This window comes from Pseudomonas sp. JQ36 (assembly GCF_053851495.1).
The window spans coordinates 3,542,033-3,561,846 of sequence record NZ_CM132642.1 but is presented as its reverse complement, the minus strand read 5'-3'; the positions used below and the strand labels follow the sequence as shown (position 1 = coordinate 3,561,846).

Annotated in this window: 13 protein-coding genes; 7 read left to right on the top strand and 6 right to left on the bottom strand. The window is 61.0% G+C overall.

The window, feature by feature from the left end; genetic code table 11:
* Positions 1-122: 122 nt before the first annotated feature.
* Together ACS4NR_RS15935 and ACS4NR_RS15930 are read right to left on the bottom strand one after the other, a co-directional pair.
* Positions 123-3,236: a transglycosylase domain-containing protein gene (locus tag ACS4NR_RS15935; RefSeq protein WP_456017854.1), complete on the bottom strand. Its 3,114-nt coding sequence runs from the start codon at positions 3,234-3,236 to the stop codon at positions 123-125.
* Positions 3,237-3,557: 321 nt separating this feature from the next.
* On the bottom strand, positions 3,558-4,016 hold the full coding sequence (locus ACS4NR_RS15930; RefSeq protein ID WP_098965430.1) for an REP-associated tyrosine transposase: 459 nt from the start codon (positions 4,014-4,016) through the stop codon (positions 3,558-3,560).
* Between the two features lie 507 nt (positions 4,017-4,523).
* Between ACS4NR_RS15930 and ACS4NR_RS15925 the strand changes: the two genes are divergently transcribed.
* Positions 4,524-5,942, top strand: coding sequence for an amino acid permease (locus ACS4NR_RS15925; protein WP_456017853.1), 1,419 nt, complete (start codon positions 4,524-4,526; stop codon positions 5,940-5,942).
* A 245-nt stretch (positions 5,943-6,187) separates the two neighbouring features.
* Entirely contained in the window at positions 6,188-6,550 is a 363-nt protein-coding gene (locus ACS4NR_RS15920) for a GtrA family protein (protein WP_115984359.1), read from the top strand.
* A 36-nt stretch (positions 6,551-6,586) separates the two neighbouring features.
* On the opposite strand, the gene ACS4NR_RS15915 is transcribed toward ACS4NR_RS15920, so the two are convergent.
* The gene (locus tag ACS4NR_RS15915; RefSeq protein ID WP_456017852.1) at positions 6,587-8,206 is read right to left on the bottom strand and encodes an FMN-binding glutamate synthase family protein; all 1,620 of its coding nucleotides are present in this window, start codon (positions 8,204-8,206) and stop codon (positions 6,587-6,589) included.
* A 156-nt stretch (positions 8,207-8,362) separates the two neighbouring features.
* Positions 8,363-9,163: a helix-turn-helix transcriptional regulator gene (locus ACS4NR_RS15910; protein ID WP_166497554.1), complete on the bottom strand. Its 801-nt coding sequence runs from the start codon at positions 9,161-9,163 to the stop codon at positions 8,363-8,365.
* 125 nt (positions 9,164-9,288) lie between these two features.
* Between ACS4NR_RS15910 and ACS4NR_RS15905 the strand changes: the two genes are divergently transcribed.
* The 5 genes from ACS4NR_RS15905 (at position 9,289) to ACS4NR_RS15885 (ending at position 13,317) form a co-directional block, all read left to right on the top strand.
* A complete protein-coding gene (locus ACS4NR_RS15905) occupies positions 9,289-10,110 on the top strand; it encodes a carbon-nitrogen hydrolase family protein (RefSeq protein ID WP_456017851.1) in 822 nt (273 codons plus the stop codon).
* A 207-nt stretch (positions 10,111-10,317) separates the two neighbouring features.
* Positions 10,318-11,643, top strand: coding sequence for an APC family permease (locus ACS4NR_RS15900; protein ID WP_456017850.1), 1,326 nt, complete (start codon positions 10,318-10,320; stop codon positions 11,641-11,643).
* Positions 11,644-11,719: 76 nt separating this feature from the next.
* Positions 11,720-12,154 carry an NUDIX hydrolase gene (locus tag ACS4NR_RS15895; protein WP_456017849.1) on the top strand — a complete coding sequence of 145 codons (435 nt, stop codon included), beginning with the start codon at positions 11,720-11,722 and terminating at the stop codon, positions 12,152-12,154.
* A gap of 24 nt (positions 12,155-12,178) precedes the next feature.
* Positions 12,179-12,817 (top strand): LysE family translocator, encoded by a 639-nt coding sequence (locus ACS4NR_RS15890; protein ID WP_095136935.1) that lies wholly within the window; start codon positions 12,179-12,181, stop codon positions 12,815-12,817.
* A gap of 2 nt (positions 12,818-12,819) precedes the next feature.
* Positions 12,820-13,317 carry an N-acetyltransferase family protein gene (locus ACS4NR_RS15885; protein WP_456017848.1) on the top strand — a complete coding sequence of 166 codons (498 nt, stop codon included), beginning with the start codon at positions 12,820-12,822 and terminating at the stop codon, positions 13,315-13,317.
* 112 nt (positions 13,318-13,429) lie between these two features.
* Here the strand turns inward: ACS4NR_RS15885 and metR are convergent, their stop codons facing one another.
* Together metR and ACS4NR_RS15875 are read right to left on the bottom strand one after the other, a co-directional pair.
* The gene (gene metR / locus ACS4NR_RS15880; protein WP_007968856.1) at positions 13,430-14,347 is read right to left on the bottom strand and encodes a transcriptional regulator MetR; all 918 of its coding nucleotides are present in this window, start codon (positions 14,345-14,347) and stop codon (positions 13,430-13,432) included.
* Positions 14,348-14,467: 120 nt separating this feature from the next.
* Entirely contained in the window at positions 14,468-19,633 is a 5,166-nt protein-coding gene (locus ACS4NR_RS15875; protein ID WP_456017847.1) for a dermonecrotic toxin domain-containing protein, read from the bottom strand.
* Positions 19,634-19,814 lie beyond the last annotated feature (181 nt).

Below are 19,814 nucleotides of genomic sequence, written 5' to 3'. Positions count from 1 at the left end.
CAAGGACAGTGGGTGAAAAAAGCGCAAATACCCGGTTGAAACCGTCGGGGTTGCGCATGGAGGCTTCGAAAAACAGGGAGTGAAAAATACACAGTTACCACCACGTCACAGCGCTTTCGTGCTTAGCGGGCGGCGGTGACTTCCGGCGCCTGGCACATCGTGTGCGTACCCGGTTGCAGGTACGGCGAGAGGATCGGCGCCATGCCCTTGAGCACTTGCACCGGCAGCGCCGAGGTGAACTTGAAGTTCTCCGCCGAGCGCCCAGGGACGAACGCGGTGAGCGTGCCGAAGTGGTTGTTGCCGATGTAGAACACGAAGGTCGCGGTACGGTTGATCGACTTCGAACTGAGGATGCGCCCGCCGGAGCCGATGGCTTCGATGCGGTTGTCGCCGGTGCCGGTCTTGCCGCCCATGACCAGCGGGGTGCCGTCGGCGATTTTGAAACTGCCGGAAACGCGTTTCGCTGTGCCCGAGTCCACCACTTGCGAAAGGGCTTCGCGCAATGCCGTGGCGACCTCCGATGGCATTACCCGTTTGCCCACGTGCGGGTCGTTGGTCAGGCGTGTTTCATACGGAGTTCCAGCGGCAAAGTGCAGGCTGTCGATGCGCAGGGTGGGCATGCGCACGCCATCGTTGAGGATGGTGCCGATCAGCTCCGCCAGTGCCGCCGGGCGGTCGCCGGAACTGCCGATGGCGGTGGCCAGCGACGGTACCAGGTGGTCGAACGGATAGCCGACTTTCTGCCAGCGCTGGTGGATTTCCAGGAACGCCTCGATCTCCAGCATGGTGCGGATGCGGCTGTCACGGGCGCCCTTGTGTTTGCTTTTGAACAGCCAGCTGTAGACCTCCTGACGCTCGAACTGGCTAGCCTTGACCACCTGACTGAAGGTGGCGTCCGGGTTGTGCAGCAGGTAGCCCATCAGCCACAGGTCCAGCGGGTGAACCTTGGCAATGAAGCCCTGATCCGGCAGATCGTAAGTACCCGGGCCGTAAGCGTCGTACAGCCGGATCAGACGGTCGTCAGTGAGTTTCTCGTTGAGCTTGGCGCCTTTGAGGTGCGCGCGCACGAAGCTGTTGAAATCTTCCTGACTGGCATCGGGCAGCAGATAACGGTGCACGGCGGCCATGCGGATCGGCGTTGGGCGCATGCTGTCGAGGAAGGTGTCGAGGCGCGCCTGGGTGTCCTTGTTCCTGTACTTCTTCCAGAACTTGAGCAGGAACGAAGTGCCCTCGCGATCGGCAAAACTGGCGAGGTATTCCTGACGCCGCGGGTCACGGTCGTCCTTGAGCAACTCGGCGCTGCTGTTGGGGCCGGAGTAGGTGACGTAGCGCACCACATCGCGCATCAGGCGAATGAACGGCAGGTTGATCGACTCGCGCAGGGCGTCGCGCAGGGTCGGCAGGCGGCCGTTGTCTTCCTTGCGGAAGTTGTTGAACACGTGCAGGCCGCCACCGGTGAAAAACGCCTCGCCGGGGCTGGCCGAGTACTTGCGGTCGAGCGCGGCGCCGAGCATTTTCGACAGATCGTGATCCTTGTTCTGGATCAGGTAATCGATTACCCATTGGCTCAAGCGATCCTGATCCGGCACTTCGATTTTCTTCAGTTCCGGCACGCTCATGGCGCCGTACTTGTCGTGCAGCTCAGAGATGATCTGCAGATAAGTGGTGAGCACGCGCATCTTCGCCGTCGAACCGAGTTCCAGTTTGCTGCCTTCATTGATGTCGAACGGCTGGTCGGTGCTGTCGGTCTGCACGCGTACGCGCGAACCGTCCGGGGTCAGTTCGAACAGGGTGAAGCTGTAGCGCACCTGGGTGGTGCTGGTGGGGGTAAGCAGGCGTTCGCCGATCAAACCGGTCTGCCCGGCAAACGTGGGGTCGGCGAGTTTTTTCAGGTAGTCGGTGGCCTGGGTCTGCAATTCGCCCTGCAAGGTGCTGGTGGCCGACAGGTCGAGGCGATCGAGGTCATACAGCGGACGGTTGAGCATACTCGCCAGACGGCTGCGGGCGACGCTGATGCCCTTGTTGGTTTCGATCGGCTGGATGGTCGGCTGGGTCTGCCAGTCGCGGTAGGTGACCTTGCTCGCCAGTGCGGCATCGGCCAGCGCGGCGTCGATCACGCCGTTCTGCTTGAGCAGGCGCAAGTGGCTGTCGGTGAGGTTGGCGAGTTCTTCACGGCCCTTGTTCAGGTAATGCGAAGGGCGACGCTGGGCGATCATCAGCGAGAGCATTTCGCGCAGGGCCAGACCTTTGTCGGCCATGGCTTGCGGATCAGTGGCCGGGCTGTTCAGCTGTGCATTGGCCTGGTTGAAATCGCTGCCGTACCAGACCCGCAAACCTTCGGCCATGCCGTGTACTTCGCCATGCCCCGGCACGGCGGAGAGGGGCACGCTGTTGAGGTAGTCGCGGATGATGTTCTGCCGCGCGCCGAGGGTTTCCGGCCCCGGCTGATAGGCGCGCACGCTGGCGGAAATCATCTGACGGATCTTCTCGGCGCCGGACACCGTCAGGCCATCGGGCGAGTGCCGGTACTTCTCCAGTTGCGTCGCCAGGGTGCTGCCCCCCGCCGATTGCCCCGGCAGGCTCAACAACTTCGCCACCTGCGACCAGGCGGCCATGCCGAAGCGCGGCCAGTCCACCGCCGGGTTGGCCAGCGGTTGTCTGGGGTCGAGCAGAAAGCGGTTTTCGATGAACAGCAGACTGCTGACCACCACCGGCGGAATCGCCGCGAAACTCGAATACAGCTGCTGCGGGTACTTGTACTGATACAACGGCGCAGCGCGGCAATCGGTAATCGACAGCCCGGCCTGGATTTTTTCCGAATAGGGCACGAACAGGCCCTTGTCGGTGTAGCTCAGCAGCGCGGGCGAAAACCGGGACTGCTCGGTGATCACGTAATTGCGCTTGAGCAGACGCGGCAGGAATTCGTCGAGGGAGCTGTAGCCCAGACGCAAATCGAACGGCCCATTGCCCGGATAGCGGATCGCTTCGCTGGGGCCGGGTTCCAGCTGATATTTGAGCGAGGCGGCGTATTGGCTGAGTTCACGGGACTGGAAACGCGAGGTGCGCATTTCCTTGCTCGCGGCCAGACCCACCACGATGGCGATAATCAGCAGCAACAACCAGAACGCCTTCCAGCCATGTCGGCTGCGGCGTTTTTGGGGGGGAACAGGCGCTTCATCCACACGTTCAGTCGGAACCACGGCTTTACTCGAATCGGTTTGCCACAAAGCGCCCATAGTCGATTGATCCATTCACGCAGATTGATCGGACTTGACTGAAGCTTAGACGGTGGTTGGTGATGGGGGAAAAAAAGTACGGGGAAGCCATCTGAACAAAACTGAAGTCGCTGGCTATTTTGAGTGGAGGTTAACTGTGGTGAGGGGATTTATCCCCGATGGGGCGCGAAGCGGCCCCTGAACAAGGGGCTACGCATTTTAATAGCTGGGCCTGCTGCGCAGTCCATCGGGGATAAATCCCCTCGCCACAGATAAATCCCCTCACCACATTCAAATCTCCTGACCACAGATGAATTTACATGTTGAGTTTCGGTAATGGATCTAGAGCCAGCAGGCGTCCCAAAGCGGGTAGTCGCCAATCCGCTCTACCAATCCCGCCCGTAGCGGATTGGCGATGATGTACCGGGCGAATGGTTTCAAGTCTTCACCATCACGGATAGCGCGGTCGTGGAAACCGGTTTGCCACAATCGACCGCGACGACCGGTTTTCCTGTTAACGGCTTGGGTGCAGCGCGCCTTTACCGCGCCAATGACTGTGCCAAGGTTGTCGCTTTTCAACTGCATCAACCAATGAAAGTGATCAGGCATGACCACCCAGGCGATGGACTCCACTAAGCCTTGTTCATGGGCGTGGCGGAACTCTGTAACCAATAAACGGCCTGTGCGCCAGTCGGAAAATACGGGTTGGCGGTCATACACAACTGAAGTGACGAAATAGGCTCGGTCTGTTTCGGAATGTCGGCCTAATCGAAGACGGTAAGTATTTGGTTTGACTGGCATGTTCGCTCCCTGCGTTCAGTAATCAGGTCTGAAGGCTAGTGGCGCATTACTTGAGCCGGATCTGTAAAAGCCGTAGGAGTTTTCGGTTTCCAAGGGGGGAGGGAGTCCTTCTGACACAGGAAATTTGAATCTGATCTGAGCAGGTTGGCGTAGATAGCCGGACTAGAGCCATTTCCCACGCAATACCACCAAAGCAGGGCCATGACGGTGCACCATCATCGTGCAATACTCCCCGGCCTTTTTTGTGGTGAATATTCCTACGCATATCAGGTAATATCTCTCCGCAAAGCGGCTTTTTGCCGAGACTTCTAGCTGAATGTTGTTGATTATAGAGTGAAAAGCCCTGTATCAAGCTTTCTATACTGCACGCCCCGCTGATCTTGCAGGCAGGGTCCTGCATGACGCGTCTGCCCACGAAGCAGGCGCGGTGTCGGGAAGCTGAGGCCTATCGGTCGAGGCTTCGACACACGGTGGTCATATCCAATAACAAGACGAGGTTGTATCCCTATGCCAGTCGGCAATCACCTGCCCCATGGCGAGACCGCTCACGGCGGCCCGCTTAAACGCGAACTCGGCGAACGGCATATTCGCCTGATGGCACTCGGTGCCTGTATCGGCGTCGGCCTGTTCCTCGGCTCGGCCAAGGCCATTGAAATGGCTGGCCCGGCGATCATGCTGTCTTACATTCTCGGCGGTCTGGCGATCCTGGTGATCATGCGCGCCCTCGGTGAAATGGCCGTACACAACCCGGTGGCCGGCTCGTTCAGCCGCTACGCCCAGGACTACCTCGGCCCGTTGGCGGGCTTTCTCACCGGCTGGAACTACTGGTTCCTGTGGCTGGTGACCTGCGTCGCGGAAATCACCGCCGTCGCCGTGTACATGGGCATCTGGTTCCCCGATGTACCGCGCTGGATCTGGGCCCTCGCGGCGCTGATCAGCATGGGCTCGATCAACCTGATCGCGGTAAAAGCCTTCGGTGAATTCGAGTTCTGGTTCGCCCTGATCAAGATCGTCACCATCATCGCCATGGTCATCGGCGGCGTCGGCATCATCGCTTTCGGTTTCGGCAACGACGGCGTGGCGCTGGGGATTTCCAACCTGTGGGCCCACGGCGGCTTCATGCCCAACGGCGTGACCGGTGTGCTGATGTCCCTGCAAATGGTCATGTTCGCCTACCTCGGTGTCGAGATGATCGGCCTGACCGCCGGTGAAGCGAAGAACCCGCAGAAGACCATTCCCGATGCCATCGGCTCGGTGTTCTGGCGCATTCTGCTGTTCTACGTCGGCGCGCTGTTCGTGATCCTGTCGATCTACCCGTGGAACGAAATCGGCACTCAGGGCAGCCCGTTCGTGATGACCTTCGAGCGTCTGGGGATCAAGACCGCCGCCGGCATCATCAACTTCGTGGTGATTACTGCGGCGCTGTCGTCGTGCAACGGTGGCATCTTCAGCACCGGGCGCATGCTCTACAGCCTGGCGCAGAACGGCCAGGCCCCGGCCGGGTTTGCCAAGACCTCCAACGGCGTGCCACGTCGGGCGTTGCTGCTGTCGATTTTCGCGCTGCTGATCGGCGTGCTGCTCAACTACCTGGTGCCGGAGAAAGTCTTCGTCTGGGTCACCTCGATCGCGACCTTCGGCGCGATCTGGACCTGGGTGATGATCCTGCTGGCGCAACTGAAATTCCGCAAAGGCCTGAGCGCCAGCGAACGTGCCGGCCTGAAATACAAGATGTGGTTGTACCCGGTCAGCTCGTACTTCGCGCTGGCGTTCCTGGTGCTGGTGGTCGGCCTGATGGCGTACTTCCCGGATACTCGCGTGGCGCTGTATGTGGGGCCGGTGTTCCTGGTGCTGCTGACCGTGTTGTTCTACGTGTTCAAGTTGCAGCCGACCGGCGAAACGCAGGGTGCGGTGCGTTCGGCTGCGTAAGCTGAAAGTGCGGTCATAAAGAAGCCTCGGCCCATTGGTCGGGGCTTTTTTCATGGACGCTACAGGGGCATTAACCACGGGTCTGAAAGAGTGATACAACCTCTCAGCAAGACAGATTGCTGCAGTGGTGCACCTGACCGTTTGTCGCAATCCACCCTGTACCTGTAATTTCTGACAGTAGACCGCTCAAGCGCCTTGCCCTAGCTTTAAAAGTCAGCCGAACGAAGCCATGGCAAGGAATGAACATGAAAGGATTTCCAGCGCTGACAGTGATTGGAATCGCCGATGCATTTATCCACTGGCAGATGTTTTTTGTTTTGTGCAGCGCCGTCGGGTTGACTCAGGCAGCCAGTAACTTCGCCGCGTTTTGCGTGGCGGCGGCGTTCTCGTTTTACGTGAATATGCTCTACACCTTCGACAGCAAAACGTCGGTATTCGGTTATTTGCTGTTTATGTGTCTGATGGGAGGAGCAAGCTTCGGCATCGGCTCGATTGCCGATACCCGTGGCTGGCATGGCTTGCTGACGGTGACGGTGTTTACCGCGCTGAACCTGACGTTGGGCTACGGCTTTTTCCGCTTTGTGTTGTTTCGCCAGCAGCGGAGCTGATGCGCCAGCCTGCCGGTCGGACCGGCGCATCGATCATCATGCTGCCGCCACTTCCTGCGGCTCGAAACTGTCCGCCCGCGCCATCTGCCACATCCGCGAATAGAACTCGCCATTCACCTCACCTGTGAGCAATTCCCCCGGTTTCAGAAACACATGCAGCTGCGAGAACAGTTTGATCTCGGTCGCCGACATGCGGCGCACCAGGTGCTTGGCCGACAGTTGCGACGGATGCTCAAGGCCTGCGGCGGCGAGCATTTCCGCCAGCGCCTTGAGCGTGTTGCGGTGGAAGTTGTAGACGCGCTGGGCCTTGTCCGGGACAACGAGGGCGCGTTGGCGCAGAGCGTCTTGGGTGGCGACGCCGGTCGGGCATTTGTTGGTGTGGCAGCTCTGCGACTGGATGCAGCCGATGGCGAACATGAAACCGCGTGCCGAGTTGGCCCAGTCGGCGCCGATGGCCAGCACGCTGGCGATGTCGAAGGCGCTGACGATCTTGCCGCTGGCGCCGAGTTTGATCTTGTCGCGCAGGTTCAGGCCCACGAGGGTGTTATGCACGAACAGCAAGCCTTCGCGCATCGGCACGCCGATGTGGTCGGTGAACTCCACGGGTGCGGCGCCGGTGCCACCTTCCTTGCCGTCGACCACGATGAAGTCCGGCAAGATGCCGGTTTCCAGCATGGCCTTGGCGATGCCCATGAACTCCCACGGATGCCCGAGGCAGAACTTGAAACCCACCGGTTTGCCGCCGGACAGTTCACGCAGTTGCTGGATGAAATGCATCATTTCAATCGGCGTGGAGAACGCGCTGTGGCGCGACGGCGAGATGCAGTCTTCGCCCATCATGATGCCGCGGGTGTCGGCGATTTCCTGGGTGACCTTGTGCTTGGGCAGGATCCCGCCGTGGCCGGGTTTGGCACCCTGACTCATCTTGATTTCGATCATCCGCACCTGCGGATTCTGTGCCTGAGTGGCGAAGCGTTCCGGGTCGAAACGGCCGTCGCTGGTGCGGCAGCCGAAGTAGCCGCTGCCCAGTTCCCAGGTCAGGTCGCCGCCGTGTTCGCGGTGATACGGGCTGATGCTGCCTTCGCCGGTGTCGTGGGCGAAGTTGCCGAGTTTGGCGCCCTGGTTCAGCGCGCGGATGGCGTTGGCGCTGAGCGAGCCAAAGCTCATCGCCGAGATGTTGAACACCGAGGCCGAATACGGCTGCGTGCATTGCGGCCCGCCGACGGTGACGCGGAAACTGCTTGGGTCGCTCAACGGCGCCGGGCGCATCGAGTGGCCGATGAATTCAAAGCCCGATTGATAGACGTCGATCAGCGTGCCGAAGGGTTTGTCGGCGCTTTCATTTTTCGCCCGCGAATACACCAGCGAGCGCTGGGCGCGGGAGAAGGGCAGGGCGTCGCTGTCGGATTCCAGCAGGTACTGGCGGATCTCCGGGCGGATGCCTTCGACCAGATAACGGATGTTGCCCAGGATCGGGTAGTTGCGGCGCACCGCGTGCGGGCTTTGCAGCAGGTCGAACAGACCGAGCAGGCTCAGTACAGCGGTGACGGCGGTGATCGGCCACAGCCAGTCGTGTTCGAGAAAGGGCAGGCTGGCGAGGGTGAAAATCACGCAGACGGCAAAGAAGGCGTAGCGGCTCAGGAGTGACAGGCTCATACGGTTTCCTTGGTTCGGACTTGGATTGTTCAGCGCCGCAGATCCTTGTGGGAGCGAGCTTGCTCGCGAAAGCGGTGGGCCAGTCAACGCATATGTCGGTTATGACGGCTCTTTCGCGAGCAAGCTCGCTCCCACAGAAAAGCTCACAGCGCTGTATCAGGCGTTCTGCGCCTGGAGAAAAATCGAAAACAGCTCCGACTGGGATTTGATCCCCAGCTTGCTGTACATGTGTTTCTTATGGACTTTCACGGTTTCTACGGAGATTTCCAGCTTACGGGCGATTTCTTTACTGGAGCAACCGCTGAGCATCAAACGCCCGACATCCAGCTCCCGGGCGGTCAGTTGTGCACCCTTGAGTTGTTGCACCGACGCTTCCAGTTGCACCCGCCAGTCAGCGGGTGCAGGTGCGGCAGCGAGAGCCACGGTCTGGTTGATCTCGTACGGCAGGCGCTGACGCAACAGGCCCAGCACCCACGGCTGGATCAATGACAGCAAGGCAATCTGTTCGCCAGTGAAACGTTTTTCACTGCCCAGCGACAGGCACAACGTGCGTTCGCCTTCGAGCTGGCAATTGAACTGGATTTCGTCGGCGACCACATTCAGACGAAAGTATCGCTGGTAATACTCGGTCAGCTCGAAATGCTCCGGCGCCACCTCCGACAGGCGGAAAAGCCCGGTGCGCGACTGCTCACGGCAGGCGATGTAGAACGGATCGAGCAGGTACAACCCGCGCAGATAATCCTGAAACAGCGGGTCGGGACTGCCGTCCTCGCCGGGGCATTCGGCGAACACCTGCGGGTGCTGATCGGCACTGAACAGCAGCACCACCCAACTATCGAACGCCACGTACTGGTCGAGCAGACGCACCAGTTGCGCCCAGAAATTCGGCTTGTCCAGCGCGTCGATCAATTGCCCGACGGCGCGGTGCCAGGTGATGTCATCAAAAGAAACGGACATGGATCTACCCCTATCGGGTTACCCCGGCCGCGTGATTCCCTGGCCGGTTGCTTGCTGCGCATACTGGCCCACAGACAGCCACCGGGCAATCTTTCAGCGCCCGGCCATGACCACAAGGACTCGCGATGAAAGTCGAACTCGCCCAACTGGCGGGCCGTGACAAAGACACGGCGTACAACCTCGAACGCGCCCTCGCGGCGATTGCCGCATGCGCCGCCGACACACAATTGATTGTGTTCCCGGAAACCCACCTGATGGGCTTCCCGACCGCCGACACCGTGGCGCAGATCGCCGAGCCGGTCGATGGCCCGACCGTCCGCGCCGTGCAGGCCGCCGCCCGCGAGCGCAACATCGCCGTGGTGATCGGCATGGCCGAAAGCGCCAACGGGCGCTTCTACAACACCACCCTGCTGATCACCCCGGAAGGCATCGCGCTCAAATACCGCAAGACCCACCTCTGGGCTTCGGATCGCGGCGTGTTCGAAGCGGGCGACCGCTATGCCACTTGCGAGTGGAACGGTGTGCGCGTCGGCCTGCTGATTTGCTACGACATCGAGTTCCCGGAATCCGCCCGCGCATTGGCGCAATTGGGCGCCGAATTGCTGATCGTGACCAACGGCAACATGGATCCGTATGCGCCGACCCACCGCACCGCAATCATGGCCCGCGCCCAGGAGAATCAGGCGTTTGCGCTGATGGTCAATCGCGTTGAGGCGGGGGACGACGGTTTGATGTTTGCCGGTGGCAGTGCGCTGGTCGATCCGTTGGGGGAATTGCTGTTCGAAGCGGGGCGTGAGGAAGGGCAGTTCAGCGTCGAGCTGGATTTCGACCGGTTGGCGATTGCGCGCAAGGATTACCGCTATCTGGATGATCAGCGTTTGAAACTGCCGGGGGAGGTGGTGGAGCACGCTTCTGGATTGCGTGAGTTGCTGATTCCTTTGTGTTGATCCGAATTGCGTGTCGAGCGCACTGACGTCTTCGCGAGCAAGCTCGCTCCCACAGGGGAACGCGGTCACTGTGGGAGCGGGCTTGCTCGCGAAGAGGCCAGTCCAGACAACACACCTGCTTGATCCAAAAAACAACAAAGCCACACCCGAAACATTCGCCGAACTCGGCTCTGCCATAAATCCAATAACATTCGGAGTAAGTCGCTCATGGCTCATTTGCAACGCACCCTGTCATTAGGGTCGGTGGTGCTGTTCGGCATCGCCTACATGACGCCGATCATTGTCCTCGGCACTTTCGGCATCCTCGCGCAATCCACCGCCGGCATGGTCCCGGCCGCGTATCTGGCGGCACTGGTGGCGATGTTCTTCACCGCCATGAGCTACGGGCGCATGGCCGCCGCGTTCCCGGTCGCCGGTTCCGCCTACAGCTACGTGCGCAAGGCGATCAGCCCCAAGCTCGGCTTCATCGCCGGTTGGGCGGTGCTGCTCGATTATCTGTTCTTGCCGATGGCGATCTGGTTGGTCGGCGCGGCGTATCTGGCGTCGGCATTCCCGTCGATCCCGCAGTGGATCTGGGTACTGGCGTTCATCGGCATCACCAGCGCGATCAACATCATCGGTCTGAAACTGGCCAACGGCATCAATGCCTTGCTGATGCTGGTGCAATTTCTGGTGCTGATCGCTTTCGTCGCGCTGTGCGTGCACTACGTTGGCGGCGATGCGCGTACGCCGTTGTGGTCGATCAAACCGTTCTTCAACGGCGACATGCAGATGCCGCTGATCATGAGCGGCGCGGCCATCGCCTGTTACTCGTTCCTTGGCTTCGATGCGGTCAGCACGCTGACCGAAGAAACCCGCGAGCCACGCCGCACCATTCCACGGGCGATCATGCTGATCACCCTGATCGGCGGACTGATCTTCGTCGGGGTGTCGTACTTCGTGCAGATCGCCCATCCGTCATTCCAGTTCGACAGCGTCGACTCGGCAGCCTATGAAATTGCGCGCAACATTGGCGGTGATCTGTTCGTCTCGATCTTCCTCATCGGCCTGATCGTCGGCCAGTTCGCCTCGGGGTTGTCGGCCCAGGCCAGCGGTTCGCGCCTGCTGTTTGCGATGGGCCGCGACGGCGTGTTGCCCAAGTCGTTTTTCGGCGCCTTGCATGCGCGCTTCGGCACACCGGTCAACAGCATCCTGCTGTGTGCAGTGGTGGCGTTGCTGGCGCTGAAACTCGACGTGACCACGTCCACTTCGTTCATCAACTTCGGCGCGTTCCTGGCGTTCAGTCTGGTCAACCTGTCGGTGATTTTTCACTACTGGATCGGTGGTGAAAAAAAGGGCCCGCTTGAGCTGGTGCTGTTTCTGGTCTTCCCGTTCATCGGGCTGGTGGCGGACTTGTGGCTGATGGTCAGCCTCGATCACCTGGCGGTGTATCTGGGCCTGAGCTGGCTGGCGATTGGCGTGGTGTATCTGGCGGTGCTCACCGGTGGCTTTCGTCGTCAGCCGCCGGAGATGGATTTTCAGCAAGCCACGTAAAATCTTCGGCAGTGGCTTTGCTGCGCAACGGCAAGCATGTGATGCTTGCCGTTTTTGCGCCAAAGGCTTTTCTTGTATGTCGACTTTTCCCACTCAGCCTTCCGGCCTCATTCGAATTGCCGCTGCGCTGCTGCTCAATGCCGAAGGCCAGACCCTGCTGGTGCGCAAGCGCGGCACCACGGCGTTCATGCAACCGGGCGGCAAGATCGAAGCCCATGAGTTGCCGGTGCACGCACTGGCCCGCGAGCTGGAAGAAGAGCTGGGCCTGCGGATCGACCCGGCGCAGGCCTGCTTCCTTGGCCAGTTCTCGGCGCCGGCAGCCAACGAGCCGGGGTTTGTCGTGCAAGCGGAGATTTTTCAGCTGACGATCGACGCCGATGTGATGCCCGCTGCCGAAATCGAGGAAGTGATCTGGATCGATCCCGCGACTGATCCTGCTGTGATTCTGGCGCCATTGACACGCGACCTGATCCTGCCGTTTTATCGCAGCTCACTGACCGCGATCGCCTGATCCTCCACGCACAGGACGCCTACCATGATCCCGCTTCAAGACCTGCTGATCTTCGCCGCTGCCGCGCTGTTGATGGTACTGACGCCGGGGCCGAACATGATCTACCTGATCTCGCGTTCGATCTGTCAGGGGCGCAAGGCCGGGGTCACCTCGTTACTCGGGGTGGTCGCGGGATTTTTCGTGCACATGTTTGCAGCAGCGGCGGGTTTGACCGCGGTGTTTCTGGCGGTGCCGATGGCTTATGAAGTGCTGAAGTGGGCCGGTGCGCTGTACCTGCTGTGGCTGGCCTGGCAAGCGGTCAGACCCGGTGCGCGCTCGCCGTTCGAAGCGCAGCAACTGCCGGCGGACTCGTCACGCAAACTGATCACCATGGGCTTTCTTACCAGCGCACTGAACCCGAAAATCGCCGTGTTCTATCTCTCGGTGTTTCCGCAATTCATCACCCCCGAACACGGCTCGGTGTTCACCCAGAGCATCATTCTTGGTCTGACCCAGATCAGCGTCAGTTTCAGCGTCAATCTGCTGATCGCGCTGTTCGCGGCGGGCATCGCGTCGTGGTTCGTGCGCAACCCGACATGGCTGGCGCTGCAACGTTACTTCATGGGGTTTGTGCTGGGCGGCCTTGCCGTGCGTCTGATGCTTGAACAACGCAGGTCGGCCTGAGCATGTGGATCGAGCGCCTCGACGCCAGTCATGCGCTGGCTTACCGCGAGCTGATGCTTGAAGCCTACGACCGCCATCCGCAGGCCTTCACCTCCAGCGTGCGCGAGCGCGCGGTGATGCCGCTGAGCTGGTGGGAAGCGCGGCTGACCAGCAAGCTCGACGTGGTGTTCGGCGCGTTCGAGGAAGGCACACTGGCCGGCATCGTCGGCCTGGCGTTCGAACCTCGGGAAAAGGCCCGGCACAAGTCGACCCTGTTCGGCATGTACGTATCAGCTGATTTTCGCCTGCACGGTCTGGGCCATGAATTGGTGCAGGCTGCCATCGCCGAAGCGTACACCCATCCGGCACTGAAACTGATCCAACTGACCGTCACCGCTGGCAACGACGCCGCGTTCAAGCTGTACCAGCGCTGCGGCTTCATCCAGTTCGGACTGGAGCCGCTGGCGGTACGGGTCGGCGAAGACTACTTCGACAAGATTCACATGTGGCGACAACTCTGATTTCTCACTGAGCCCTTGTGGGAGCGGGCTTGCTCGCGAAGGCAATCGGTCAGTTGATATCCCTGTGACTGAGACACCGCATTCGCGAGCAAGCCCGCTCCCACAATGCAGTTCAGCGAACCGCGCTGACCCCATCCAGCGTCGAGAAGGAAGTGTCCTTGGCCGTCAGCAGGAAATCGCGCATGTACGGTGCATCGAGCATGTCGGCGCGGATCGCCGCGTACAGCGTGGCAAACAGACCTTTCTCTCCCAGCCGCTTGGCCTTCACGTAACCGCGCGAGCTGTATTCGTGCAGCGCCCAGTGCGGCATGCCGCAGACGCCACGGCCGCTGGCGACCAGTTGCATCATCATCACCGACAGCTCCGAGGTGCGCACTTGCGCCGGTTCGATGTCGGCCGGTTCGAGGAAGCGGGTGAAGATGTCCAGCCGATCGCGTTCCACCGGGTAGGTGATCAGCGTTTCCGTCAGCAGGTCTTCGGGGACGATGTACGGTTTGCTCGCCAGCGGGTGCTGGTTGGCCACCGCGAGCATCGCTTCGTAAGTGAACAGCGGCACGTAAGTGATGCCGGCGATGTCCAGCGGATCGGAAGTCACCACCAGGTCCAGATCGCCGCGGGCCAGCGCCGGTAGCGGGGCGAAGGCGAAGCCCGAGGCGAGGTCGAGTTCGACTTCCGGCCAGGCGTCGCGGAACTGGTCGATGGTCGGCATCAGCCACTGGAAACAGCTGTGGCATTCGATCGCCATGTGCAGGCGCCCGGCGGTGCCACCGGCCAGACGACTGATGTCGCGTTCGGCGGCGCGCAGCAGTGGCAGGGTCGCATCAGCCAGTTGCAGCAGGCGCAGGCCGGCGCTGGTGAAGCGCACCGGTTTGGTCTTGCGCACGAACAATGGCATACCCAGGCGTTCCTCCAGTTCCTTGAACTGGTGCGACAGCGCCGATTGGGTCAGGTGCAGGCGGTCGGCGGCATCGACCAGACTGTCGGCCTCGCGCAGGGCGTGCAGGGTTTTCAGATGACGGATTTCAAGCACGGCTGGCCCTATGAGGAAAATTTGTGACAAATTCGAAGACGGTGAGTTTGTCTCATGTTGAAGGCGCTGTCGACCGCTCAAACAGCAGCGGGGCACAGTCAGTGCCCCGCCGGTTTTGCTCTAGAGATCAGCGAAGTGCTGGATGCCCAGCGGTTTGCCGATGTCGCCGCGCCAAATCGTCTCGACCTGTGTGCCACCGGCAGCCTGGGCCTGCTGCCATTGCAAACCGAGATTGCGTTGCTCCGGCAATTTCAGATGCGCTTTGACAAAGTCGGCGAACGGCACCTTGTCCGAGGTGTAGTGAAAGTGCGCATACCACAACGTGCGCGGGGGCGTGCGGGTGAGGTCGCGCACCTGATATTCCTGAAGGAAATCCTTGCGTCCGTCAGCGCGTTTGCCCAATGCCCGCAGCGATCCTTCCTTGCGAATCTCCACCACTTGCTGTTGCAGCAAATAATCCAGATAGCCTTCGGTGGGTGTCTTGCTGCGCAGTGACTGATCAATGCGCAGGGTACGACCGCTACGTCGCAGTTCATCGGCCATGGCGTGCAATTGCAGCACCAGCGGTTCGCTCGGCGACAGCCGTTCGATGGCCTGGGCGCGGGTGCTCAGCTCGGTCGCTTCGCTGCTGAACATGTGTTCCAGATCCACCGGCAACATGTCCTGACGAGTGTAGCCCTGCACCTTGGCGCTGTAGGCCGCAACCGCCTCCAGACGTTTGCGCGCTTCGGCAAGCAATGGTTGAACATCGGTTGGCAGCGCTGTTGGGGCGGGTGCGGGGCGGGCTTGCAGATGATATTTGCCGCTGGAGCGCGGCAGCCAGGTTTCGCGGAAACCGTCGATGCCTTCGACGGTAAAGCGTTTTTCCCGGGTGCCGGGGTCAATGCTTTCGGTACCGATCAGCAATTGGTTGTCCTCGGTTTCGAACAGTTGCTTGCCGCCCGGCTCTCTCGGTCTGATCGGCGGGCGCTGTTTGATCGAGTGCCGCGCGTGTGCTTCGACCTTGGTCAGGCCATCGAGGAATGGCCCGACCTGTTCCAGATCCAGATGCTGCGCATAACCCAGCGTCCAGGCGTTGAGCTGACGACGAAAACCGGCATAGATCTGCAGGCAATCCTCAATCACCTGTTTGCGCTCGACCAGGCTGGCGCTGACTTCTGGCAGGTGATGCTGGGTCAGGAGCGCGCGCCCGACCTTGACCCGGGCGTCTTTGAGTTGGGTATGAAAATACACCCATGACAGGTCGCTGACCGCGTCGTAGCGGGTAATGATTTCCAGCAGATGCGCAGTCCTCAGGTAGTGGTGCGTGTTGTCGCCAAGGTTGCGGTTGAGCGCGGTCATGTCTTTCGCCATCCGGACTTTCTGCGCTTGTTTGCTGATGCGGTTGTTCCACAGGTTGGCCTGCTCGGTGATCGCGTGCAGTTGATCGAACTCCTTGAGGAAATCCTTGCGTACCTGCTTGCGCCGGGCCATGAGTTTTATATGGGTCGCTGTATTGTCGAAGGGGGTGGCATCGGACTCGGCGACCAGCGCGTCGATCCGGTTCAGGTGTTCCAGCAAGCGGTCGCGGGCGACGGTGACGCGCTGCACGGCGCGGTCGACCACGATCCAGGCACAGCGGCTGCGGATGTCTTCGATCTGCAGACGCTTGCGGCCATGGCTCAGGGGCAACAGTTCGGCAAGGTTGTCGTATTGGGCGATCGCGAGGTCGATGTCATTCAGGCATGCTGCGTCGACTGCTGTGTGTAGTGGCTTGCGCTGGGCAACGTCGAGTTTCTGATAGTTCTCCAGCAACTGGTTGGTAGCACGTGTCTGGGTTTCAAGGCGCCGGGTATAGGCGTCGGCGGTGTTGGTCAGGGTCAATTGCCTGCGCAGTTGCCGATCGGTCCACCAGCGCGGTAACCACTGGCGAATTGGCGCGGGCCAGAGCGGGTCCATGCCGTCGGCAAGATGTCCGAGCACGGCGCCGCCGCCAGCACCGCCGCCGTCCATAACGGTGCCGTACACCGCGTAATGGGTGTTCCACTGGCCGTTTTCGTCGAGGGCGATCGGTTGTTTGTAGCTGCGCATCCATGTGCCGTAAAGCCTCCAGCCACGTGGCGCATCGCTGAGCTGAACCCGATAGATGCGGCCCTGACGAACGATGAAGTCACCATCGGCGTGGCGGTAGACGTTGCGATAGACACCGTGGGTGGCCGGGTGCAGGCCGGCGAGGGAGATGTCGAATTCGTACTCGTAACCCTTGAAACGCTCGAGCGACTGCCGTGCCCATTGCCAGGACGTCGACATCGCGGCGGATCTGCCCAATGCCGCGCGTTGCCGCTGGCGGCTGGCCAGACGTGCGGCTGCGGGGGCCGAGACGGTTCCGGGAAGCACATCCATTGCCGCGTCGATCAGCGACAGCAGCACCGCCTCCACCTCCGCCAGCCCATGCCCGAGTTCGCCGCGCAAGAACGCCGCGACGGCCAGATTGGCGCTGTTCCAGGCGTCATACAGGGCCACCGCCGTGCCCACGAACGGCAACATGCCGATGGCCATTTTCAGATAGTTGAACAACGCCCCGGACTTCAGTGCACAGCGTTCGAGATACAACGCATCGTTGGAACGTGAACTGCTGCGATGGGCCTCCAGCAACCGGCCCATGTGCACGTTCAGTAAATGAGTGGCCAGCGATGTGGTCGTCGGCCAGGCCATCCCGACGCCGATCAGCGCATCGAAATTGCGCAGTTGTGCCTGGTTGATCCGGCTGACATGGCTGGCAAACTCGCCGCTTACCGCGCGTCCGGCCAGGTAGCTGACCATTTTGCTGTCCACACAACGCTTGAACAGATCCACCCGCGCCTGTTCCAGTGTTTCGTACTGACGCAGGAAGATGGCGTCGGTGCTGTCGGGCAAGTAGAGCAAGGTCAGGCCACTGGTTTGCTCGACAATGAACGTGACACCCGCGAGCGTGCTCGGACCCTGATGCGCGGTGTCCTCTCCACCGACCGTCAGGTGCACCGGCAGCAGCGCGATGTGTTGTCCATTAACGGCATACGCCTGAGGTGTAGTCGCATTGATGGCGACCTTCAGCACGGCATGGCCGGCACTGTCGATGTGCCGTTGCAGCAGGGCGAATTCACCTTGCAACCGAAGCATCAGCCGCCACGGTTCGCTCAGGCACTCGCGGCGCCAGGCCTGCTGAAACGCCGGTTCTCCCGGCGCGCCGAGAAATGCCTGGCGAATCAGTTCTTCGTAACGTCCGGGCAGATCCAGCTCGGTCACCAGTTTGCGCAAATAGACCGGGGTGATCCCGGCTTCGAGGCGCTCTCGATCAGTGGCGTTCTCGGCGCTGATCCTGGCCCGCATGAAGGACAGGCGCCACTCCATGTCCTGATCGATGTTTTCCTGTGCCAGTTGTTCAAGGGTGAGCTCGCCGCGCTGGTCGCTCGCGGTCAGGATATTGCGTTGCGGTGTGCCAGGCGCGGCGCCTTCCATCACGGTCTTTTGCCAGAAGGTCGAGTCGGGCAGGTCGAGGCTCACGCTCACGCTTTGTTTGAGCGCGAAGTCTGCGCGCAAGCGGGCGTCGATGCGCTGTTCGGCGAAGGCCTGACGCGGCGGTAATTCCCGTTCGAGCAACGCATGAGCGCGTTGCATGGCGCCGAGGTACTGGCTGATCAGCGTTTTGATCCGTGCACGTGGTGCGTCGTCCAGCTTTTCAAACCATGCCGGCAGGTTGCCGGCCAGCGCCGCGCTGCGGTCTTGCGCCTGACGTTCGGTAAATGCCCGTTCACGGGCCTGTGCGACCGCTACGGTCAGGCGTGGCAGGTGTTGTTCGCGCAGCTTTTCCATCTCGGCCCGGCGTTGGTCGGCACGGCCGGGCAGCGGGTTGTCCCGCAGGACCTGCGCGGCCTGTTGTTCGCATTGATAGAGCTGTCGATCAAGAGACCAGGCCAGAGGCTCCCCCGTGAGCGGCGTCAGATGGAGGGTCAGCCCGCCGTCGTTCGGCGAATGTTTGAACAGGTCCTGTGCCAGCGCTGTACGTGAAGTAAAACGTTGCAGCCCGCCGAACTCGCCCGGCCAGTAAACCAGCAGGCTGTTGCTCGACTCAGGCTCCAGTGCGGCGGTCGTCGCTATGATCAGTACGCCATGCAGCTCCTCGACGGCGGTATTGTTCTGGTCTGCCGCCGCCAGCGATAGGCGGGCGATAACCCCGTACGCCGTCGGCAAGTGGCGCCCCGGTGCGTCCAGCATCGCGATGATTCGCCGATGCTCCTCGACGGTCAGTTGATCCAGCGCCCTTTGCAGCTCGACCTCGGCGCGCAGCCCGGCGACACGGGCCTGAAGCAGGGCGTGGTGATGGACGTTCGTGGCATGGCGCAGCTCGAGCATTTTCAGCGGATTGCGGCTTTCGAGCAGTGCTGATGCCGCAGCGTGGCTGGCTTGCCGGGCTTCACTCAGCGCGTCGAAATGCTGCGCCAGTTGTTGCCGTTGCGGGTTGTTCAGCTCTGCCGCAGCGGTTTTGCCGAGCAAGCGTTCGAGGGCCCGCTGCTCAACGTCAAGCGCCCGACTGCGCTGGTTGAAAGGAATGTCCGGACTCAGCAGACCGAACAGCGCGACGTCGTCGGAGGCAGGCAATGCCTCGATCGAATGTTCGGACGGTGCGCCGATCAGCTTGTGGACATCGCTCGTCGACGCTGAAGCCGTGAACAGCATTTGCAGGTTGAGGCGCAGCGGATCCTGACCGAGCACCGATTCGACCAGCGTCACCGCCTCCAGCTGTGAGTATTGCCCGCTCTGCCGGCAATGGCTGATCAGCCAGTCCTGCAGATCGGCGTGTTGGCTGAACAGCTGCAGTGCCGGGTCGTGCGAGGGCAGATACAGTAAATGTTGCGTCGGGTCGAGACGAATCAGCAGCGCCCCGGGCAAGGTGAGCTGGCTCTCATCACTACGTGCGAGCCGTGGCTGGCGGATGGCAACGTCGCTGCGTGTGGTCTGCGGGTCAACGCTGGTCAGCAGCCTCTGCAGGGGCGCAGCCTGCAGAGTTCCTTGTGCATGGGCATACAGGCAGCTCGCCTCGAAGTGCTGGCGATAGATAAGCAGCGCCTGATCCCGACACGAAAACGGCGTGCCGGTTGCGCGCTGATCCCAGTCGTCGCGTGTGGCTTGCGCCATCAATTCCAGCCACTGCCGATGACAATCGCGCAGACGCGCGCTGGCCTGTTGGAAGAGGTTCTGATCGAGGTTCTTCGGCAACGAATGGGGCAGGCCGAAATCGACCGTGGCGGGGGTGGGGAGGTCGAACATGACGAAAGGATTCCAATGACTTGAAAGGCCGGGCTGAGCCGGATTTCAAGCCATTAGAGGTCAGCCGTCGGAGGCGGGTGCGGTACTCGGGTATCGCTTTGCAGTGGTCTGTTTGCAGAGTGTGTCCGCCTGCTGAACGGCCTGCACAAATGACCGCTCGGCAATCTTCATCAAACTGTCA

Excerpts from the sequence above, each read along its gene's own strand:
- ACS4NR_RS15935 (WP_456017854.1), bottom strand. The coding sequence starts at position 3,236 with ATGGGCGCTTTGTGGCAAACCGATTCGAGTAAAGCCGTGGTTCCGACT.
- ACS4NR_RS15930 (WP_098965430.1), bottom strand. The coding sequence starts at position 4,016 with ATGCCAGTCAAACCAAATACTTACCGTCTTCGATTAGGCCGACATTCC.
- ACS4NR_RS15925 (WP_456017853.1), top strand. The coding sequence starts at position 4,524 with ATGCCAGTCGGCAATCACCTGCCCCATGGCGAGACCGCTCACGGCGGC.
- ACS4NR_RS15920 (WP_115984359.1), top strand. The coding sequence starts at position 6,188 with ATGAAAGGATTTCCAGCGCTGACAGTGATTGGAATCGCCGATGCATTT.
- ACS4NR_RS15915 (WP_456017852.1), bottom strand. The coding sequence starts at position 8,206 with ATGAGCCTGTCACTCCTGAGCCGCTACGCCTTCTTTGCCGTCTGCGTG.
- ACS4NR_RS15910 (WP_166497554.1), bottom strand. The coding sequence starts at position 9,163 with ATGTCCGTTTCTTTTGATGACATCACCTGGCACCGCGCCGTCGGGCAA.
- ACS4NR_RS15905 (WP_456017851.1), top strand. The coding sequence starts at position 9,289 with ATGAAAGTCGAACTCGCCCAACTGGCGGGCCGTGACAAAGACACGGCG.
- ACS4NR_RS15900 (WP_456017850.1), top strand. The coding sequence starts at position 10,318 with ATGGCTCATTTGCAACGCACCCTGTCATTAGGGTCGGTGGTGCTGTTC.
- ACS4NR_RS15895 (WP_456017849.1), top strand. The coding sequence starts at position 11,720 with ATGTCGACTTTTCCCACTCAGCCTTCCGGCCTCATTCGAATTGCCGCT.
- ACS4NR_RS15890 (WP_095136935.1), top strand. The coding sequence starts at position 12,179 with ATGATCCCGCTTCAAGACCTGCTGATCTTCGCCGCTGCCGCGCTGTTG.
- ACS4NR_RS15885 (WP_456017848.1), top strand. The coding sequence starts at position 12,820 with ATGTGGATCGAGCGCCTCGACGCCAGTCATGCGCTGGCTTACCGCGAG.
- ACS4NR_RS15875 (WP_456017847.1), bottom strand. The coding sequence starts at position 19,633 with ATGTTCGACCTCCCCACCCCCGCCACGGTCGATTTCGGCCTGCCCCAT.